Genomic DNA, 16,531 nt, shown 5'->3' on the forward strand with positions numbered 1-16,531 from the left:
TATCCTAACTTATATATATTATCTCTTAGTTTATTCCTTTCTTGAGATCATGTACAGGTTCTAAGAACCTTTCCCATATTTATTGTTTTTTTTATCAGTAGAAGTTAAATCTCGATAAAATTCTCTCCATGAATATTGATTCCAAGCTCTTTCTTTCAGCGCAATAATAAGACTTTTATCTATTTTTTTTTCATTAATAACGAAATTCATTCTGTGGAAATCTAAGTACATTGTTTCGCCAGAGTTTGCTTTTTTATTATCCTCTGCAGCTCTTAATTTACTGAAGTCAAATTCTTTAGCTTGAGCGTTTAATGTAACGATTGGATTTTTCTTTGCTTCTGCCATAATCTTGCTCCCCATTAACATTCTGAAATTAATTGTATTACTGAATTATTAATAATCTAGTAATAGTGCCTGCTATGTAGCTAAATTTTCCTTTAACTTAAGCTATATGTAGCTAAAATAACTTGGGTTTACTGACAACCTTCATCTCGCTAGCGGGATCTAGAGATACCGCGGCGGTATGACCATGACTTGCATTAGCTATGTATAATAAAGGGAATCTATGACAAAAGAATCATTGGTAAAAACTGATATAGTGAAAGTTGAAGACAAAAAAGCGGTAAGAAGCTTTTTTAAAATACTAGGTGGAGTGGCAGATGCTGTAAGATCGTGGATTGGTAACATCAGTCCTGATTTAAGCAACAGTCGCGATATCGATAGTTTAGTCTTGAAGATGAACGAGTGCTTAAATCCAAAGGGAGGAGAGGTTTCAGCACGTAAGAACGCTGTATCTCTTGGTAACCTGTACTTGAGCTTATCAGAGAAAGGTAAAATAAAATTTCTACAAACCCTGGCAGAAAAATTTAATCCGAATAAAGCGGAAATAGATGAGAAAATTAGAGAGTATAAGAAAAATCAAGATCCCGAGTTAAACTATAAATTTGAACAGGATTTAATAAAAATTCTTGAATCACCGCGTTCTAAAATATTAAAGCAATTTATTTCTTTACCAGAAGGCCTTAAGTTTATTGTTGATATGCGTTCTGACATGCTTAAGCTAAAGAACCAATATAGAAGCTTGAATCCACTAGAGAACGAATTAAAAAATATACTCTATACTTGGGTTGATGTTGATCTACTTGATCTTCGTCAAATCACCTGGGATTCACCTGCATCATTGCTAGAAAAACTTATAAAATATGAAGCTGTGCATAAAATTTCCTCTTGGGGCGACCTAAAAAACAGACTAGACTCTGATCGTCTCTGTTTTGCTTTTTTTCATTACAAGATACCAAACGAACCTCTAATTTTTGTAGAGGTTGCATTGGTGGATAAGATTGCAGATAGCATTCAACACCTTTTAGATGAGTCGGTACCTTCAAATGATCCAAGTAGTGCGAGCACTGCTATATTCTATTCAATATCAAATACTCAAGCAGGGTTATCTGGAATTAGTCTTGGTAATTTTTTGATCAAAAGGGTTGTAGAAAAGCTATCACAGGAGTTTAAAAGTATAAAAACATACGCAACTCTTTCTCCAATACCTGGCTTTACGAAATGGCTAAAAAACAATCTAAACCAAGATGTCACTTTATTGGGCAAACTAAATATAAAACAATCTAGTGCAGAAATTTTAGAAAGTGCAGAGCAATTAAAAACTAATGTTGAGTGTACAAATGAAACTAAACAATGCATGCTTAAACTATGTGCATATTATTTACTAAAAGTGAATAATAGTAATGGGAATGCTTATGACCCGGTGGCGCATTTCCATTTAAGCAATGGTGCATCGATAAAACAATTAAACTGGATGGCGGATACTTCTGAAAAGGGCATTAGTCAGTCGGCTGGAATGATGGTAAATTATCTGTATGAGTTGCCTAAAATAGATAACAATCATGAAAACTATATGGTTAATAAAGTGATTTCCTGCTCGAAAAAAGTGTCGTCTATGTTAAAGGAGTGATAGAAGATGTGTTAAATAAGTGCTATCATTTCCTGATATTTATGTATATAATCATAATATAGGTAATTTAATAAGGGGAAGTATATGACTGATGAAATTTTGAAAAAACTTCAAGATATTGAGAAAGAAATAAATAAGTCAATACAGAACAAGTCGATAATAAAATTGCCTATGTATGGTAATCTAGTTGAAGATATTAAAGAAAGTCTGGAGCTAGTTAAAAATGGTCACAGTCGGGAAAAAGAAATAATAAAAAAGCTTAGGAATATCTGTATAGGGTTTGCAATAGAATGTACTATTGTTCAAGATGATTGCTTGGATAGCTTGAAACATTCTTTAGCTAACAATGAGCCTTTGAGTGGCAAGTATAATATTAAAGCAGCTTATAAAAACTTAAACATAGTGGTGGAAGCTTTAGAGCTACTTCGTGATGGTCACGTGCGTAGAGAAATTGCTAGTACTAATAGATATAGATTACTTGATGCAGCTATATCACTTCAGAAAAAAATGAAAGAAGCGCTAGAAGAAATGCAACAGCAGCAACCGCCACAAAGTGCAACGAACCAAGGTCAAGGTAATGATGTAAACGAATATCACGACAATGCTAATGAAAACGAATACTGTGAATTAGAGAAAAAAGCCAATGCAGAATTCGGTAAATATATAGAAAATGGTGTTATTGATTCAGTATCAATAGAGAAAACTCCCAGTGGTAATCTTTGTGCAATAATAAAACTACAAGATAATAAGAATGAAAACACAGACATTAAAATAAGTGAGTTTTTAAATATTAAATTCTTTATAGACAACAAAATTGTTGATTTCTCAGTATTAAATGACAATCAAGAAAAAATTATCAGTGGCTATGTAGATAATAAAGTAAAGTACTACGATTTAAGTGCCATAGCTCAATATGGAATACAGTTTAACTGGTATTTAGGTGAAGAAAAACGTAGCATTACATTAAGTGCTAATAACGATGGCAGTATTAAAATAGTGGGTGATAAACCAGCCGATGAAGATTTGGAAAAAAATAAAGATGTAAGGATTAAAGTTGGTGATCGTTATCTAAGCCTTGCTAGTGCAGTAAAAACATGCAAACAGAGTAGCCAGCAAAGGAATGAAGATTCGAGTAAAGTGAGTAGCAAACTTGACCAATCATTAGTTAGTCAGGGTGCGGAACGCATCAGTAGTCGTAAAGCCTAATGCATTATTTTCTTATAGAAGAAAGAAGTTCCTATATACATAAATAATTGCCCTCACAACACTTAAAATGTAAAATGGTTCTACTTAAGTAAAATAGCCATCAATGAACAACATAAGAAATTTTGCAATAATAGCGCATATAGACCACGGTAAGTCAACGCTTGCTGACCGTTTGATAGAGGAATGTAACGGCCTTGAAGCAAGAGAAATGATCAATCAAATACTCGATTCAATGGATATAGAGCGTGAACGTGGCATTACAATTAAAGCACAGACGGTAAAACTCAATTATACGGCAAATGACGGTAATCAATATTGCCTAAATCTCATGGATACCCCAGGTCACGTTGACTTTTCTTACGAGGTAAGTCGAAGCTTAGCAGCGTGCGAAGGTTCACTTTTAGTGGTAGATAGTAGCCAGGGCGTTGAAGCACAAACCCTTGCAAATGTATATAAAGCTATTGACAACAACCATGAAATAATAGTTGTGCTCAATAAAGTTGATCTTCCTGCTGCAGATCCAGAAGGGGTAAAACTCCAGGTTGAGGAAATAATCGGTATTGACGCAAGTGAGTCAGTTTTAATATCAGCAAAAACTGGACTTGGAATAAAAGATGTACTTGAAGCAATAGTGGCAAAACTTCCAGCTCCTCAAGGTGATGTAAATGCTCCACTGCAAGCAATTTTGGTTGATAGTTGGTACGATACTTACTTAGGAGTAGTAATTTTAGTGCGAGTTAAAAATGGAGTGCTAAAAAAAGGCATGAGAATTGTTATGATGTCTAATAATGCTACATATCAAGTGGACAATATTGGTATTTTCACCCCTAAAAAAGTTATGACGAGTGAACTTTCAGCGGGTGAAGTTGGTTTTATAACTGCTTCAATGAAGGAAGTAGCAGACTGCAAGGTAGGAGACACTATCACTGAGGAAAAGAGACCTTGTAGTGAAGCACTTCCTGGATTTAAAGAAGTGCATCCTGTGGTATTTTGTAGCATTTTTCCTCACAAAACGGATGATTTTAAATATTTAAGGGAAGCTCTAGAAAAGTTACATTTAAATGATGCAAGTTTTACCTTCGAAGCTGAAACTTCAAATGCGCTAGGCTATGGATTTCGTTGTGGTTTTTTGGGAATGTTGCATCTTGAAGTTATTCAAGAAAGGCTCGAGAGAGAATTTGATTTAGACCTAACAGCAACTGCACCGAGTGTTATATATAGGGTTACAACACGAAGTGGTGAAGTTTTGAATATTCATAACCCAAGTGATATGCCAGATCCAACGAAAATTGAAATTGTGGAAGAACCATGGATTACCGCAACCATAATGGTTCCTGATCAATACTTGGGAGAGATTCTATCTCTATGTGAAGAAAGGAGGGGAGAACAGGAGGATTTATCTTACATTGGTAACACAACAACAGCATTGTTAAGATATAAGTTACCACTGTCTGAAGTTGTTTTTGACTTTTATGATCGATTAAAATCAATTTCCAAAGGATATGCAAGCTTAGATTGGGAAATTTCCAACTATCTGGTCAGCCAAATAGATAAATTAAGCTTTTTAATTAATGGAGAGCCCGTAGATGCACTGGCTTGTATCGTTCACAAAAGTAGGGCAGAAAAAAGGGGGCGTGAAATATGTGCACGCTTGAAGGATTTAATACCACGTCAGCAATATAAAATCGCGATTCAAGCGGCAGTGGGCGGAAAAATTATTGCCAGAGAAACGATTAACCCATACAGAAAAGATGTAACAGCTAAACTCTATGGTGGGGATGTAACGCGAAGAATGAAACTACTTGAAAAGCAAAAGAAGGGTAAAAAAAGGTTACATTCTATAGGGAACGTAAATATTCCACAGAATGCTTTTATTCAAGCCTTGAAGATAAGTGATTGATCTTAAAAGACTTCTTGTATAGTTTTTGGCAACAACCGTTAGAAACGAAAAAACTTGCTTGACACCCTTCGCCAGCCCCCTTATCATGAAACTGAAGCTATATTATTTAACTTCCCAATCTGTGCAGGTTAAAACGACAAGAAAACTTGTATTTGGCGTACTATGCTTAATTTTTTGCACTATGTGTACCTTATGTCTTTATCAAATTTCTAGGTTTTTACCTATATAAGCTGAAACGCGCTTATAAAGCGTTCAAGATATCACCCAAAGTCAAATTTTAAAATAGAGAGTGAATAACTAGCTACTGCGGGTTTTCTATGCCTTTTTTTTCTGCCTGGTAAATTTCTTAAATATTAAAGCTAAGGTTAGTTGCATTTAAAAGCAGCTAAATTGCAGCGTTTAAGACTTAAAAACGCCAATACTGAAAATAGACAATGACTAGGGCTTCGTGTGCCTTTTTTTTATTTGGTAAATTTCTTAATGTTTATGGCTAAACGACAACCGTCATCCCGCTACTTGTTAGCTGATGAGATACCGCGAATATAGCTCTTTTCATAGAAGTCCGGATGTGATAAGATAAGGATAGACGATGATAAGGAGGTTGAGTGCCAGCAGCATATAGTTATGACTTAAGGAAAAAAGCAATGGAAGCGCTAGAGGAGGGAGGAAGCAGAGAAACAGTGGCAGCAAGATTTAAAATTGGACGAACTACTTTATGGGAGTGGCAGCAAAGAAGAAAAGAAACAGGAGACTTTCAATCAAAAAAACTTGGAAATGGAGGTTACAATCACAAAATCACCGACTGGGATGCCTTTGCTAAATTTGCCAGAGAAAACGGAGGAAAGACTCTGTCGGAAATGGCTAAACTTTGGGGCAACGTTAGTATCCAAACGATCCACCGAGCTCTCAGAAAAATTGGATTTACGCGCAAAAAAAGACATATGGATACAAGGAAAGAAACGAAGAAAAACGTGCTGAATTCTTAAAAATTATAGCAACAAAAGAACCAGAAAACTTAGTTTATATAGATGAGTCTGGCATTGATAACACAGAGGACTATCCATATGGGTATTGCCAGAAAGGACAGCGGTTTTATGGCCTAAAATCTGGAAAGAAAACTCAACGAATCAGTATGGTTGCAGCCTTAAGTAGAAGAAAGATAGTTGCTCCATTAACCTTTGAAGGCCACTGTAATATGGATGTTTTTAATGGATGGTTTGAGCAATTTTTGACACCGATCTTGGAACCTGGACAGACTGTCATTCTTGACAATGCTACTTTTCATAAGTCTGGTAAGATTATCGAGCTTGCTAGAGGAGTTGGTGCAGAAATTTTGTATCTGCCGCCGTATTCTCCAGATTTCAACAAAATTGAGCATCATTGGTTTGCTATAAAAAACAGAGCTAGGAAAAACATTCCTCTATTCGAATCCTTTCGTCGTGCTGTTGATTCTGCCTTCCTATGACCTGTTCGGACTATTATGAGAAATGCTATAACAATTAAAGTCTGGATTCCAGCGTCAAGCACTGGAATAATATCGTTTACTATGTCTATATTACAATATTTGTGCAGTTGTGTATCAACTACTTTTGTGGCACCGTTTGTTATTCAATCTTTATGCTAGTTTTACTAAAAATTATACTATTTTAGATATAATTACAATATCTAAGTTTAAGGTATAGAGATGAATCCTACAATCAAGAGAATTTTCAATATTTTTCTTATAGTATTATTTATTTCTTTTTCTCATGTTGGGAGTGCTGATACTAAAGCTAGTGACGATACAACTGCTCAAGTAATATGTAATATTATTGGCTACGTTTGGGGAATAGGCGGACCGCTTATGACCGTAGTGATAATAGGTGCAGCTTTGCTTGCGATATTTGGTAGAATGCCGTGGCCAGCTCTTTTTGCACTCGGTATATTTTGTGCTGTATTTTTCGGTGCTAAAACTATCGTCATAAAAGTAATGGGTGGTATAGGTGGCACTGGAAATACTTCTTTGATGGACCAATGTGGAACAGGAGACACAAAAAAGAACTATTTTTTTCTAAAACAGACCTGATGTACGGCTTCAACTATATCTTCCACTTGCGGTAATGCTTTTTTTTCTAGATTTGCAGCGTAAGGTAAGGGGATGTCCTTGCCAGTTACGCGTACAACTGGAGCATCAAGGTAGTCAAATCCTTGTTCCATAACAACGGCTGACAGCTCTGCTCCTATTCCTGCAAATGGCCATCCTTCTTCTACACTAACTAACCTATTAGTCTTCTGAATAGAGTTAATAACAGTTTGAGTGTCAAGTGGTCTTAAGGTTCTGAGGTCAATAACTTCAGCTTCTATACCTTCACTCGAAAGTAAATCTGCTGCATTTAAGGCATCCATTAATTTTAATGAAAAAGCAGTGATAGTTACATCCTTTCCTTCCCGTATAACAGCAGCTTTGCCTATCTCAAGTAGATAATCTTTGTTTGATAGCTCAGAGTCATAAACTTCATGCTCATGTCCATAAGCTATCTCGTTTTCTAGAAATATCACTGGATCTGGATCACGAATTGCAGCTTTAAGCAGACCTCTGCAATCGGAGGCAAAATAAGGTGCTATCACTTTTAATCCCGGTATATGCGAATACCAAGATGCAAAGCATTGAGAGTGTTGTGCAGCAACTCTTGCTGCAGCGCCATTTGGTCCACGAAATACTATAGGGCATCCAAGTTGTCCGCCTGACATATAATTTGTTTTTGCTGCGGAATTCACAATTTGGTCAATAGCTTGCATAGAAAAATTAAAAGTCATAAACTCGACTATTGGCTTTAATCCAGCAAATGCCGCTCCAACAGCAAGGCCAGCAAATCCATGTTCGGTAATAGGAGTATCAACTACTCTGTTTTCTCCAAACTCTTTCAGTAATCCTTTCGTTACTTTATAAGCACCATCATACTCTGCAACTTCTTCACCCATGATAAGCACATCAGAGTCGTTTTGCATTTCTTCTCTAATTGCTGTGCATAAAGCTTCTCTTACACTTAAGGTTGCCATTTATAAACTTTTATAGACTTTAACTAAAGTAACTATATCAGAATTACTGGGGGTAAGTAAAGTGTACAAATTATAGCATTTCTCATAATAGTCCGAACAGGTCATAGGAAGGCAGAATCAACAGCACGACGAAAGGATTCGAATAGAGGAATGTTTTTCCTAGCTCTGTTTTTTATAGCAAACCAATGATGCTCAATTTTGTTGAAATCTGGAGAATACGGCGGCAGATACAAAATTTCTGCACCAACTCCTCTAGCAAGCTCGATAATCTTACCAGACTTATGAAAAGTAGCATTGTCAAGAATGACAGTCTGTCCAGGTTCCAAGATCGGTGTCAAAAATTGCTCAAACCATCCATTAAAAACATCCATATTACAGTGGCCTTCAAAGGTTAATGGAGCAACTATCTTTCTTCTACTTAAGGCTGCAACCATACTGATTCGTTGAGTTTTCTTTCCAGATTTTAGGCCATAAAACCGCTATCCTTTCTGGCAATACCCATATGGATAGTCCTCTGTGTTATCAATGCCAGACTCATCTATATAAACTAAGTTTTCTGGTTCTTTTGTTGCTATAATTTTTAAGAATTCAGCACGTTTTTCTTCGTTTCTTTCCTTGTATCCATATGTCTTTTTTTGCGCGTAAATCCAATTTTTCTGAGAGCTCGGTGGATCGTTTGGATACTAACGTTGCCCCAAAGTTTAGCCATTTCCGACAGAGTCTTTCCTCCGTTTTCTCTGGCAAATTTAGCAAAGGCATCCCAGTCGGTGATTTTGTGATTGTAACCTCCATTTCCAAGTTTTTTTGATTGAAAGTCTCCTGTTTCTTTTCTTCTTTGCTGCCACTCCCATAAAGTAGTTCGTCCAATTTTAAATCTTGCTGCCACTGTTTCTCTGCTTCCTCCCTCCTCTAGCGCTTCCATTGCTTTTTTCCTTAAGTCATAACTATATGCTGCTGGCACTCAACCTCCTTATCGTCGTCTATCCTTATCTTATCACATCCGGACTTCTATGAAAAGAGCTATATCTCTGCTGTTGTTATATAAATTGCATGGGGCAAACCTTGCGTATCTACTGCAATATGGCGTTTTATTCCTGAAATCTTTTTGCCTGCATCATAGCCTTTTTCTTCAGCAGTATCTGCATTTTTTACACTCTGTGCATCAATTATGCAGAAGCTGGTTTTTTCTTTCCGACCATTGTTTTGTCGGACCACGCCAACTATTTTTTTTTAACACCAGCTCCAGAACACTTTCTTTATCTGCATCTGGTTTTTCACTCCACTTCTTAAAATAGTCGTAACAATTGCGCCATTTTGGAAACTCTTTTGGTAGCATTCTCCACTGACAACCGCTTTTCAGAACGTATAACACTCCACAAAATACATCATACAAATCAAGTTTTCTTGGTTTTGTTTTTTTTCTACAGGACTCTAGATCTGGTAACATAATCTCAAATCTTTCCCGACTTATATCACTTGGGTATAAACTCCTCATATATCCTAACTTATATATATTATCTCTTAGTTTATTCCTTTCTTGAGATCATGTACAGGTTCTTAGGCTTAGAAAGTGAAGAGAAGAAACTTTTTATTTTTTGAACACCACCCCCATGGTTCTTCGGAGATTCACTTTCTTGTGACTTTGCTTCAGAACACTCATCACTACTTTTTTGATCACTTTTATCAATAACTTTCTGTTCTTTATGTTCCTCATTACAAATGTTCTCCGTATCTTTTGGAGAATCTTCAGAAACCCCAAGATCTGAGAATACTGAATTATTCCATGCTGTAGGAAAAAGAATCGATGATGGTCTACAGGTCATTTCACCTCTGCGCCTGTATGGCACAGATGGCCTATATCTCACTTGCTGATCCCGAATCTCTATTGGCATACTTTCATCATCTGCCTGAGCACCTTCCAATGCTCTCACACCCACCTGTGAGCAAGCCCCTTGCTCGCTTTTATCATGTTCTTCAGATTTCATACCCAAAATGTTCACATCTTCAAAACATGGAGAACGTGCAGAAAACTCACGACTTGAGGACTTTTGATCATTCTTTGTCGTAAGTAGAATTGGTCTCCTCGGTATTCCTTAACGAACTGAAGGAGTTATAACATGTGGAAAAGAAGTTAACATTGATGGCAAAAAGTACGAATCCTCTGGCATACTTTCATCTCGTTTATCTATGTACGTGTATGAACTGGATGGCATGTCCGTTTGCTGAGAAGAAGTACTAGCCTGACCTATTTCCCCCAGCAGCAACTGAAACATCCTCCCTGTTTCTTCCTCTCTTTCTGACCATTGCCTGGGAGGCCCATCTAGTGCTCCATCGGGACTCCGCGTGGGGAGGGCTCCAATTGTATCTGTGACACCTTAGACGATGGCCCTGGACCACCGCTTGAAGACTGTGCACCAGAATCCTTAGGTTTCGGAGGTGAATTACTATCATAACCACTGTCTGTATCTTTTTTCCTTTGGTTGGGCGGTGTTCTTAGTCCACTCGGTCCTGCATGCATAGGAGAATTGAATGGCGACTGTGCAGGCGACAATGCTTGAAAACGAAGCTCAGGATCAATCTCTATTTGACCATCTTTGTTGATTACAGAATTTTCTATAATTACAGGAATTAAAAGAGCAATCTGTCTATCGGAAAAAGCATATACCTCACCAAATTCATTTGACCGTGTGGCTTCAGTTTGACCTCTAATATTAGTTAAAATACCATGAGAAAACTTAGCATTAATCTTATCTGCCTCCATATGAGTTAGATACCTTAAATTATTACCCTCCTTGATCATAGGTATAAAAGCAAAGCGATCTCCATTACTTATCCTGTCTTCGCTAATAAAATTATCACGATAGTACCCACAAATTGATACCCCAGCTAAGCGAAAGATTAGCTCGCCCATAGCACCCTTGTAGCGCTCAGCCTTCACTTTCAAATTACCAACTCCTTGAAGATTAAAATTATACGCTGTCTTCTTTTTAGAAGTCTCTGTTACACTTCTTACAAAACCAATATTTTCAACGTCTTTAAAATATACTTTATTGTCATCAATATCATAGAAACCTGAGTAGTTATAACAATGCTTCTTTATTTGTTCTTGAAGTGCTCCTATAAAATACGTTTGCAGATTTGGACTATTAAACACAAGACATTTTATATAACCAGAGAACGAATCTACTTCTACCTGCCCTATACTTGCGTTTAAAATCTCTTCAATGTGTTTTTTACCAAGATGATGTTTTTCATCAATTGCTTTAATCACTTGGTTTTTCACGTCCAGTTTGAATTCCTCAGCAAAGTGCACCTTGAGATTAAAGATTACTCCAGAGTCTATAGGAACTGTAAGCTTAGTCATTCTTGTTTTCTTGTCATACTTTAACCATTTCTTATCAAATTGAAATGGAAAAGATCCAAGATCAAAAGCGTAACGCGCTACAGACTCATCAGAATAATATTCTCTTACTAAGTCTCTTGCCATCTGTGATAAGTACCTCTTTGCATAGCCCTTATCACAGTTAAACTTAACGACGATATTATCGCCCTCCACAACAAAATTAGTGTTGACTTTAGAGCCGTAATTACTAACGTTAAACGCATTAACCAGCTCCTTAACAAAATCTAAACTAGTCATAACCCCCCCTATTCAAATATTACTTTTTTTTATTACTACCTTGAGCACTCTCAACTTTAGCATCACTCATCCCTGTATAAGGATAGTTATAACACCTATCAAACTTACTAGGATCTTTATGCATGTCCGGTCCTCCACCCCCTGTTCCACGATTAGCTGCCATCCAAGCAGCAGAATCATACCCACCAGAGCCTACCTTAAAACGAGGATCCCCTTGTGAACTAGAGCTTGCTTGTTGTTTTTTATCCATAATACCCTCCGTTAATAAAAATATTATGTGATCTACATATTATAAATAAATCATAAGTGCAACAACTTTTTTGCATTTTTATAAATTTTTTTTTCATTTCCTTTTATAACCTCCCTTAGGCTGAACATTTATAGAATTAAGTTCTGATTCTGGTGAAATTTGATCCTGTCCAGCAAGTAATTCACCGCAAATTTTATCTATATCAATTGTTTCTTTGCCAATATTACCGCTATTTCTCATATTTTGCTCACCAACTGACCCTACTGTTGGTATCTCTTGTCTGCTGGCATCATTTTCCCATTGGCCTTTTTCACTAGACCGCCCTGTATCTCTAAAAATTACTGGCTCCTTCTTTGGAGCTTTCTGTTCAAGTGCAGGTTCAGTTTTCTTCGGTTCCTCCGGCTTCGTTTTTTTCTCTTCATTCACTTTTTCTGGTTTTTGTGAATTTTCATGATATCTTCTTTCAAGCTCAGCAAGACGCAATAGATGTTTCAAAGGATATGACGCAATTTCAAGATCTGGTTTGCTCAGAACAACTGGCCTTACAAATCCTGGTGAAACTTCAAAAAGGGAAACTGGCACTTTAGGTTTTTCTCTTTCATCTACCTTGATTTCTACGTCTTTACGAACTTCTTTAATTACTTCTTCCTTTAATGATGTTTTTTCTGCTTTTTTATCTTCTTTTTCTGTAGATGCCTCTACCGCAGCCGCCAACTCAACTCCAAACATTTCTGCGAACATTGTAACAATCCATCCGACAACGGCCATTTGTAACCTGAGTTTCAGATCTTGCAATGCAGTTAACCTTTCTAACGCCCTTGCAAACTCTGCTTCTGATAACTCACCACTGCCTAATTTTTCCTGCAATTCTTTTATCTCTTTGTCCAACCTCTGATTGAAACTTAAATCGCGTGCAAAAATCTTCTTGATTAACTCCTTAAGCTTGTCACGCAAAAACTTCATTATCGAAAGAAGCCAATTTTTTTCTTTCTTCTCCTTAAGCATTTGGTAGATTTTCGGATCATCTACATCTACTTCAAAAAGGTTAAAGAGAGATTCAAAGAAATGCCAGAAATCTCCCAGTGGTTTTTCACAATTGAAGTAACCCTTACCATCACCTTCTCCGATATGTAGCTCTGCTTGAGATGATATTTCATCGACACAACTAGAAGCCTGACGCTCACACTCGAGCCTTCTGAGCAAATCTTGTCTGGTGAGCTCCTCTATGGCTGCTTTTAGTTCATTTAACTTCTGCTCTGCAGAGAAATCTTGCTCCCTGATTTTTCCTTGGAAGATCGAGCTACCGTTTCCGCTATTATCTGAAAAATTTTCCATTATTTTTGCCCCCTCAATAAAATTACTGCCTCTGTTGTTACCTGAAAAGCTTTCCACCATTTTTACTCCCTTCATAAAACTTAATAATTTAATTCTACAGTACTAAATATTTAAGAATTATTAATGTAAAGATGTCAATAAAATTATTTATATCTTTACACTATACTATATCATACGCCATTTAATCTTTCAATAATATTTTTTATTCTTGCTGTTTCTTCAAACTCTAGCATGCTCTTTTCTTAAATTATCCTTATTGATATTTGTTTTTGCCTCTATCATCACTTTTTCTTGTAAAGTATTTGATATAGATTTTATTATACTCTTTGGCATAACATTTGCAACATACTTTATCTATAAATGGAGATTATTATACTTGCAGCTAGACACAATTTGAAATAATTTACACTCGATAATGAAGTTTTTGCGTGACAAGCTTAAGGAGTTAATCAAGAAGATTTTTGCACGCGATTTAAGTTTCAATCAGAGGTTGGACAAAGAGATAAAAGAATTGCAGGAAAAATTAGGCAGTGGTGAGTTATCAGAAGCAGAGTTTGCAAGGGCGTTAGAAAGGTTAACTGCATTGCAAGATCTGAAACTCAGGTTACAAATGGCCGTTGTCGGATGGATTGTTACAATGTTCGCAGAAATGTTTGGAGTTGAGTTGGCGGCTGCGGTAGAGGCATCTACAGAAAAAGAAGATAAAAAAGCAGAAAAAACATCATTAAAGGAAGAAGTAATTAAAGAAGTTCGTAAAGACGTAGAAATCAAGGTAGATGAAAGAGAAAAACCTAAAGTGCCAGTTTCCCTTTTTGAAGTTTCACCAGGATTTGTAAGGCCAGTTGTTCTGAGCAAACCAGATCTTGAAATTGCGTCATATCCTTTGAAACATCTATTGCGTCTTGCTGAGCTTGAAAGAAGATATCATGAAAATTCACAAAAACCAGAAAAAGTGAATGAAGAGAAAAAAACGAAGCCGGAGGAACCGAAGAAAACTGAACCTGCACTTGAACAGAAAGCTCCAAAGAAGGAGCCAGTAATTTTTAGAGATACAGGGCGGTCTAGTGAAAAAGGCCAATGGGAAAATGATGCCAGCAGACAAGAGATACCAACAGTAGGGTCAGTTGGTGAGCAAAATATGAGAAATAGCGGTAATATTGGCAAAGAAACAATTGATATAGATAAAATTTGCGGTGAATTACTTGCTGGACAGGATCAAATTTCACCAGAATCAGAACTTAATTCTATAAATGTTCAGCCTAAGGGAGGTTATAAAAGGAAATGAAAAAAAAATTTATAAAAATGCAAAAAAGTTGTTGCACTTATGATTTATTTATAATATGTAGATCACATAATATTTTTATTAACGGAGGGTATTATGGATAAAAAACAACAAGCAAGCTCTAGTTCACAAGGGGATCCTCGTTTTAAGGTAGGCTCTGGTGGGTATGATTCTGCTGCTTGGATGGCAGCTAATCGTGGAACAGGGGGTGGAGGACCGGACATGCATAAAGATCCTAGTAAGTTTGATAGGTGTTATAACTATCCTTATACAGGGATGAGTGATGCTAAAGTTGAGAGTGCTCAAGGTAGTAATAAAAAAAAGTAATATTTGAATAGGGGGGGTTATGACTAGTTTAGATTTTGTTAAGGAGCTGGTTAATGCGTTTAACGTTAGTAATTACGGCTCTAAAGTCAACACTAATTTTGTTGTGGAGGGCGATAATATCGTCGTTAAGTTTAACTGTGATAAGGGCTATGCAAAGAGGTACTTATCACAGATGGCAAGAGACTTAGTAAGAGAATATTATTCTGATGAGTCTGTAGCGCGTTACGCTTTTGATCTTGGATCTTTTCCATTTCAATTTGATAAGAAATGGTTAAAGTATGACAAGAAAACAAGAATGACTAAGCTTACAGTTCCTATAGACTCTGGAGTAATCTTTAATCTCAAGGTGCACTTTGCTGAGGAATTCAAACTGGACGTGAAAAACCAAGTGATTAAAGCAATTGATGAAAAACATCATCTTGGTAAAAAACACATTGAAGAGATTTTAAACGCAAGTATAGGGCAGGTAGAAGTAGATTCGTTCTCTGGTTATATAAAATGTCTTGTGTTTAATAGTCCAAATCTGCAAACGTATTTTATAGGAGCACTTCAAGAACAAATAAAGAAGCATTGTTATAACTACTCAGGTTTCTATGATATTGATGACAATAAAGTATATTTTAAAGACGTTGAAAATATTGGTTTTGTAAGAAGTGTAACAGAGACTTCTAAAAAGAAGACAGCGTATAATTTTAATCTTCAAGGAGTTGGTAATTTGAAAGTGAAGGCTGAGCGCTACAAGGGTGCTATGGGCGAGCTAATCTTTCGCTTAGCTGGGGTATCAATTTGTGGGTACTATCGTGATAATTTTATTAGCGAAGACAGGATAAGTAATGGAGATCGCTTTGCTTTTATACCTATGATCAAGGAGGGTAATAATTTAAGGTATCTAACTCATATGGAGGCAGATAAGATTAATGCTAAGTTTTCTCATGGTATTTTAACTAATATTAGAGGTCAAACTGAAGCCACACGGTCAAATGAATTTGGTGAGGTATATGCTTTTTCCGATAGACAGATTGCTCTTTTAATTCCTGTAATTATAGAAAATTCTGTAATCAACAAAGATGGTCAAATAGAGATTGATCCTGAGCTTCGTTTTCAAGCATTGTCGCCTGCACAGTCGCCATTCAATTCTCCTATGCATGCAGGACCGAGTGGACTAAGAACACCGCCCAACCAAAGGAAAAAAGATACAGACAGTGGTTATGATAGTAATTCACCTCCGAAACCTAAGGATTCTGGTGCACAGTCTTCAAGCGGTGGTCCAGGGCCATCGTCTAAGGTGTCACAGATACAATTGGAGCCCTCCCCACGCGGAGTCCCGATGGAGCACTAGATGGGCCTCCCAGGCAATGGTCAGAAAGAGAGGAAGAAACAGGGAGGATGTTTCAGTTGCTGCTGGGGGAAATAGGTCAGGCTAGTACTTCTTCTCAGCAAACGGACATGCCATCCAGTTCATACACGTACATAGATAAACGAGATGAAAGTATGCCAGAGGATTCGTACTTTTTGCCATCAATGTTATAGCTCTTTTCATAGAAGTCCGGATGTGATAAGATAAGGATAGACGATGATAAGGA

The 16,531-nt window shown here is 36.7% G+C and carries 14 protein-coding genes and 2 pseudogenes; 8 read left to right on the plus strand and 8 right to left on the minus strand.

Going from position 1 to position 16,531, the window contains the following annotated elements; translation table 11 throughout:
* Positions 1-60: 60 nt before the first annotated feature.
* Entirely contained in the window at positions 61-345 is a 285-nt protein-coding gene (locus tag ABWU71_RS03905; protein WP_353284842.1) for a hypothetical protein, read from the minus strand.
* Positions 346-565: 220 nt separating this feature from the next.
* Here ABWU71_RS03905 and ABWU71_RS03910 point away from each other — a divergent pair, with 220 nt between their 5' ends.
* The 5 genes from ABWU71_RS03910 to ABWU71_RS03930 all read left to right on the plus strand — a co-directional run bounded on the left by ABWU71_RS03910 (position 566) and on the right by ABWU71_RS03930 (position 7,140).
* Positions 566-1,969 (plus strand): malonyl-CoA decarboxylase, encoded by a 1,404-nt coding sequence (locus ABWU71_RS03910; RefSeq protein ID WP_353284843.1) that lies wholly within the window; start codon positions 566-568, stop codon positions 1,967-1,969.
* An 84-nt stretch (positions 1,970-2,053) separates the two neighbouring features.
* A complete protein-coding gene (locus ABWU71_RS03915; protein WP_353284844.1) occupies positions 2,054-3,175 on the plus strand; it encodes a hypothetical protein in 1,122 nt (373 codons plus the stop codon).
* A 103-nt stretch (positions 3,176-3,278) separates the two neighbouring features.
* Positions 3,279-5,075: a translation elongation factor 4 gene (gene lepA / locus ABWU71_RS03920; RefSeq protein WP_353284845.1), complete on the plus strand. Its 1,797-nt coding sequence runs from the start codon at positions 3,279-3,281 to the stop codon at positions 5,073-5,075.
* Positions 5,076-5,680: 605 nt separating this feature from the next.
* Positions 5,681-6,540 (plus strand): IS630 family transposase gene (locus tag ABWU71_RS03925; protein ID WP_353284076.1). Its coding sequence is split into 2 segments (ribosomal slippage): positions 5,681-6,005 and positions 6,005-6,540, totalling 861 coding nucleotides; the frame shifts between segments, so codons are not numbered across the junction.
* A 219-nt stretch (positions 6,541-6,759) separates the two neighbouring features.
* Positions 6,760-7,140 (plus strand): TrbC/VirB2 family protein, encoded by a 381-nt coding sequence (locus ABWU71_RS03930; protein ID WP_353284846.1) that lies wholly within the window; start codon positions 6,760-6,762, stop codon positions 7,138-7,140.
* Here the strand turns inward: ABWU71_RS03930 and ABWU71_RS03935 are convergent.
* From ABWU71_RS03935 to ABWU71_RS03965, 7 genes and pseudogenes are all read right to left on the minus strand, one after another.
* Positions 7,116-8,114: a pyruvate dehydrogenase complex E1 component subunit beta gene (locus ABWU71_RS03935; protein ID WP_353284847.1), complete on the minus strand. Its 999-nt coding sequence runs from the start codon at positions 8,112-8,114 to the stop codon at positions 7,116-7,118. The two genes, ABWU71_RS03930 and ABWU71_RS03935, sit on opposite strands and share 25 nt — an antisense overlap.
* A gap of 101 nt (positions 8,115-8,215) precedes the next feature.
* Positions 8,216-9,075 (minus strand): annotated as a pseudogene (locus tag ABWU71_RS03940) (IS630 family transposase).
* A 62-nt stretch (positions 9,076-9,137) separates the two neighbouring features.
* Positions 9,138-9,609 (minus strand): annotated as a pseudogene (locus tag ABWU71_RS03945) (IS5 family transposase); the annotation flags it as partial.
* 31 nt (positions 9,610-9,640) lie between these two features.
* On the minus strand, positions 9,641-10,114 hold the full coding sequence (locus tag ABWU71_RS03950; protein ID WP_353284073.1) for a hypothetical protein: 474 nt from the start codon (positions 10,112-10,114) through the stop codon (positions 9,641-9,643).
* 320 nt (positions 10,115-10,434) lie between these two features.
* On the minus strand, positions 10,435-11,754 hold the full coding sequence (locus ABWU71_RS03955) for a hypothetical protein (protein ID WP_353284074.1): 1,320 nt from the start codon (positions 11,752-11,754) through the stop codon (positions 10,435-10,437).
* Between the two features lie 19 nt (positions 11,755-11,773).
* Positions 11,774-12,004, minus strand: coding sequence for a hypothetical protein (locus tag ABWU71_RS03960; RefSeq protein WP_007549698.1), 231 nt, complete (start codon positions 12,002-12,004; stop codon positions 11,774-11,776).
* A gap of 93 nt (positions 12,005-12,097) precedes the next feature.
* A complete protein-coding gene (locus ABWU71_RS03965) occupies positions 12,098-13,399 on the minus strand; it encodes a hypothetical protein (protein WP_353284893.1) in 1,302 nt (433 codons plus the stop codon).
* 355 nt (positions 13,400-13,754) lie between these two features.
* Here ABWU71_RS03965 and ABWU71_RS03970 point away from each other — a divergent pair, with 355 nt between their 5' ends.
* The 3 genes from ABWU71_RS03970 to ABWU71_RS03980 all read left to right on the plus strand — a co-directional run bounded on the left by ABWU71_RS03970 (position 13,755) and on the right by ABWU71_RS03980 (position 16,287).
* Positions 13,755-14,624, plus strand: coding sequence for a hypothetical protein (locus ABWU71_RS03970; RefSeq protein ID WP_353284075.1), 870 nt, complete (start codon positions 13,755-13,757; stop codon positions 14,622-14,624).
* Positions 14,625-14,717: 93 nt separating this feature from the next.
* Positions 14,718-14,948 (plus strand): hypothetical protein, encoded by a 231-nt coding sequence (locus ABWU71_RS03975; protein WP_007549698.1) that lies wholly within the window; start codon positions 14,718-14,720, stop codon positions 14,946-14,948.
* A gap of 19 nt (positions 14,949-14,967) precedes the next feature.
* Positions 14,968-16,287, plus strand: a complete 1,320-nt coding sequence (locus ABWU71_RS03980; RefSeq protein WP_353284074.1) for a hypothetical protein — start codon at positions 14,968-14,970, stop codon at positions 16,285-16,287.
* Positions 16,288-16,531: the final 244 nt, after the last annotated feature.

Origin of the sequence: Wolbachia endosymbiont (group A) of Lasioglossum fulvicorne, from assembly GCF_964028605.1 — a bacterium.
Lineage (GTDB): Bacteria > Pseudomonadota > Alphaproteobacteria > Rickettsiales > Anaplasmataceae > Wolbachia.

Coding starts and splice junctions, on each gene's coding strand:
- ABWU71_RS03905 (WP_353284842.1), bottom strand. CDS start 345: ATGGCAGAAGCAAAGAAAAATCCAATCGTTACATTAAACGCTCAAGCT.
- ABWU71_RS03910 (WP_353284843.1), top strand. CDS start 566: ATGACAAAAGAATCATTGGTAAAAACTGATATAGTGAAAGTTGAAGAC.
- ABWU71_RS03915 (WP_353284844.1), top strand. CDS start 2,054: ATGACTGATGAAATTTTGAAAAAACTTCAAGATATTGAGAAAGAAATA.
- lepA (WP_353284845.1), top strand. CDS start 3,279: ATGAACAACATAAGAAATTTTGCAATAATAGCGCATATAGACCACGGT.
- ABWU71_RS03930 (WP_353284846.1), top strand. CDS start 6,760: ATGAATCCTACAATCAAGAGAATTTTCAATATTTTTCTTATAGTATTA.
- ABWU71_RS03935 (WP_353284847.1), bottom strand. CDS start 8,114: ATGGCAACCTTAAGTGTAAGAGAAGCTTTATGCACAGCAATTAGAGAA.
- ABWU71_RS03955 (WP_353284074.1), bottom strand. CDS start 11,754: ATGACTAGTTTAGATTTTGTTAAGGAGCTGGTTAATGCGTTTAACGTT.
- ABWU71_RS03960 (WP_007549698.1), bottom strand. CDS start 12,004: ATGGATAAAAAACAACAAGCAAGCTCTAGTTCACAAGGGGATCCTCGT.
- ABWU71_RS03965 (WP_353284893.1), bottom strand. CDS start 13,399: ATGGTGGAAAGCTTTTCAGGTAACAACAGAGGCAGTAATTTTATTGAG.
- ABWU71_RS03970 (WP_353284075.1), top strand. CDS start 13,755: ATGAAGTTTTTGCGTGACAAGCTTAAGGAGTTAATCAAGAAGATTTTT.
- ABWU71_RS03975 (WP_007549698.1), top strand. CDS start 14,718: ATGGATAAAAAACAACAAGCAAGCTCTAGTTCACAAGGGGATCCTCGT.
- ABWU71_RS03980 (WP_353284074.1), top strand. CDS start 14,968: ATGACTAGTTTAGATTTTGTTAAGGAGCTGGTTAATGCGTTTAACGTT.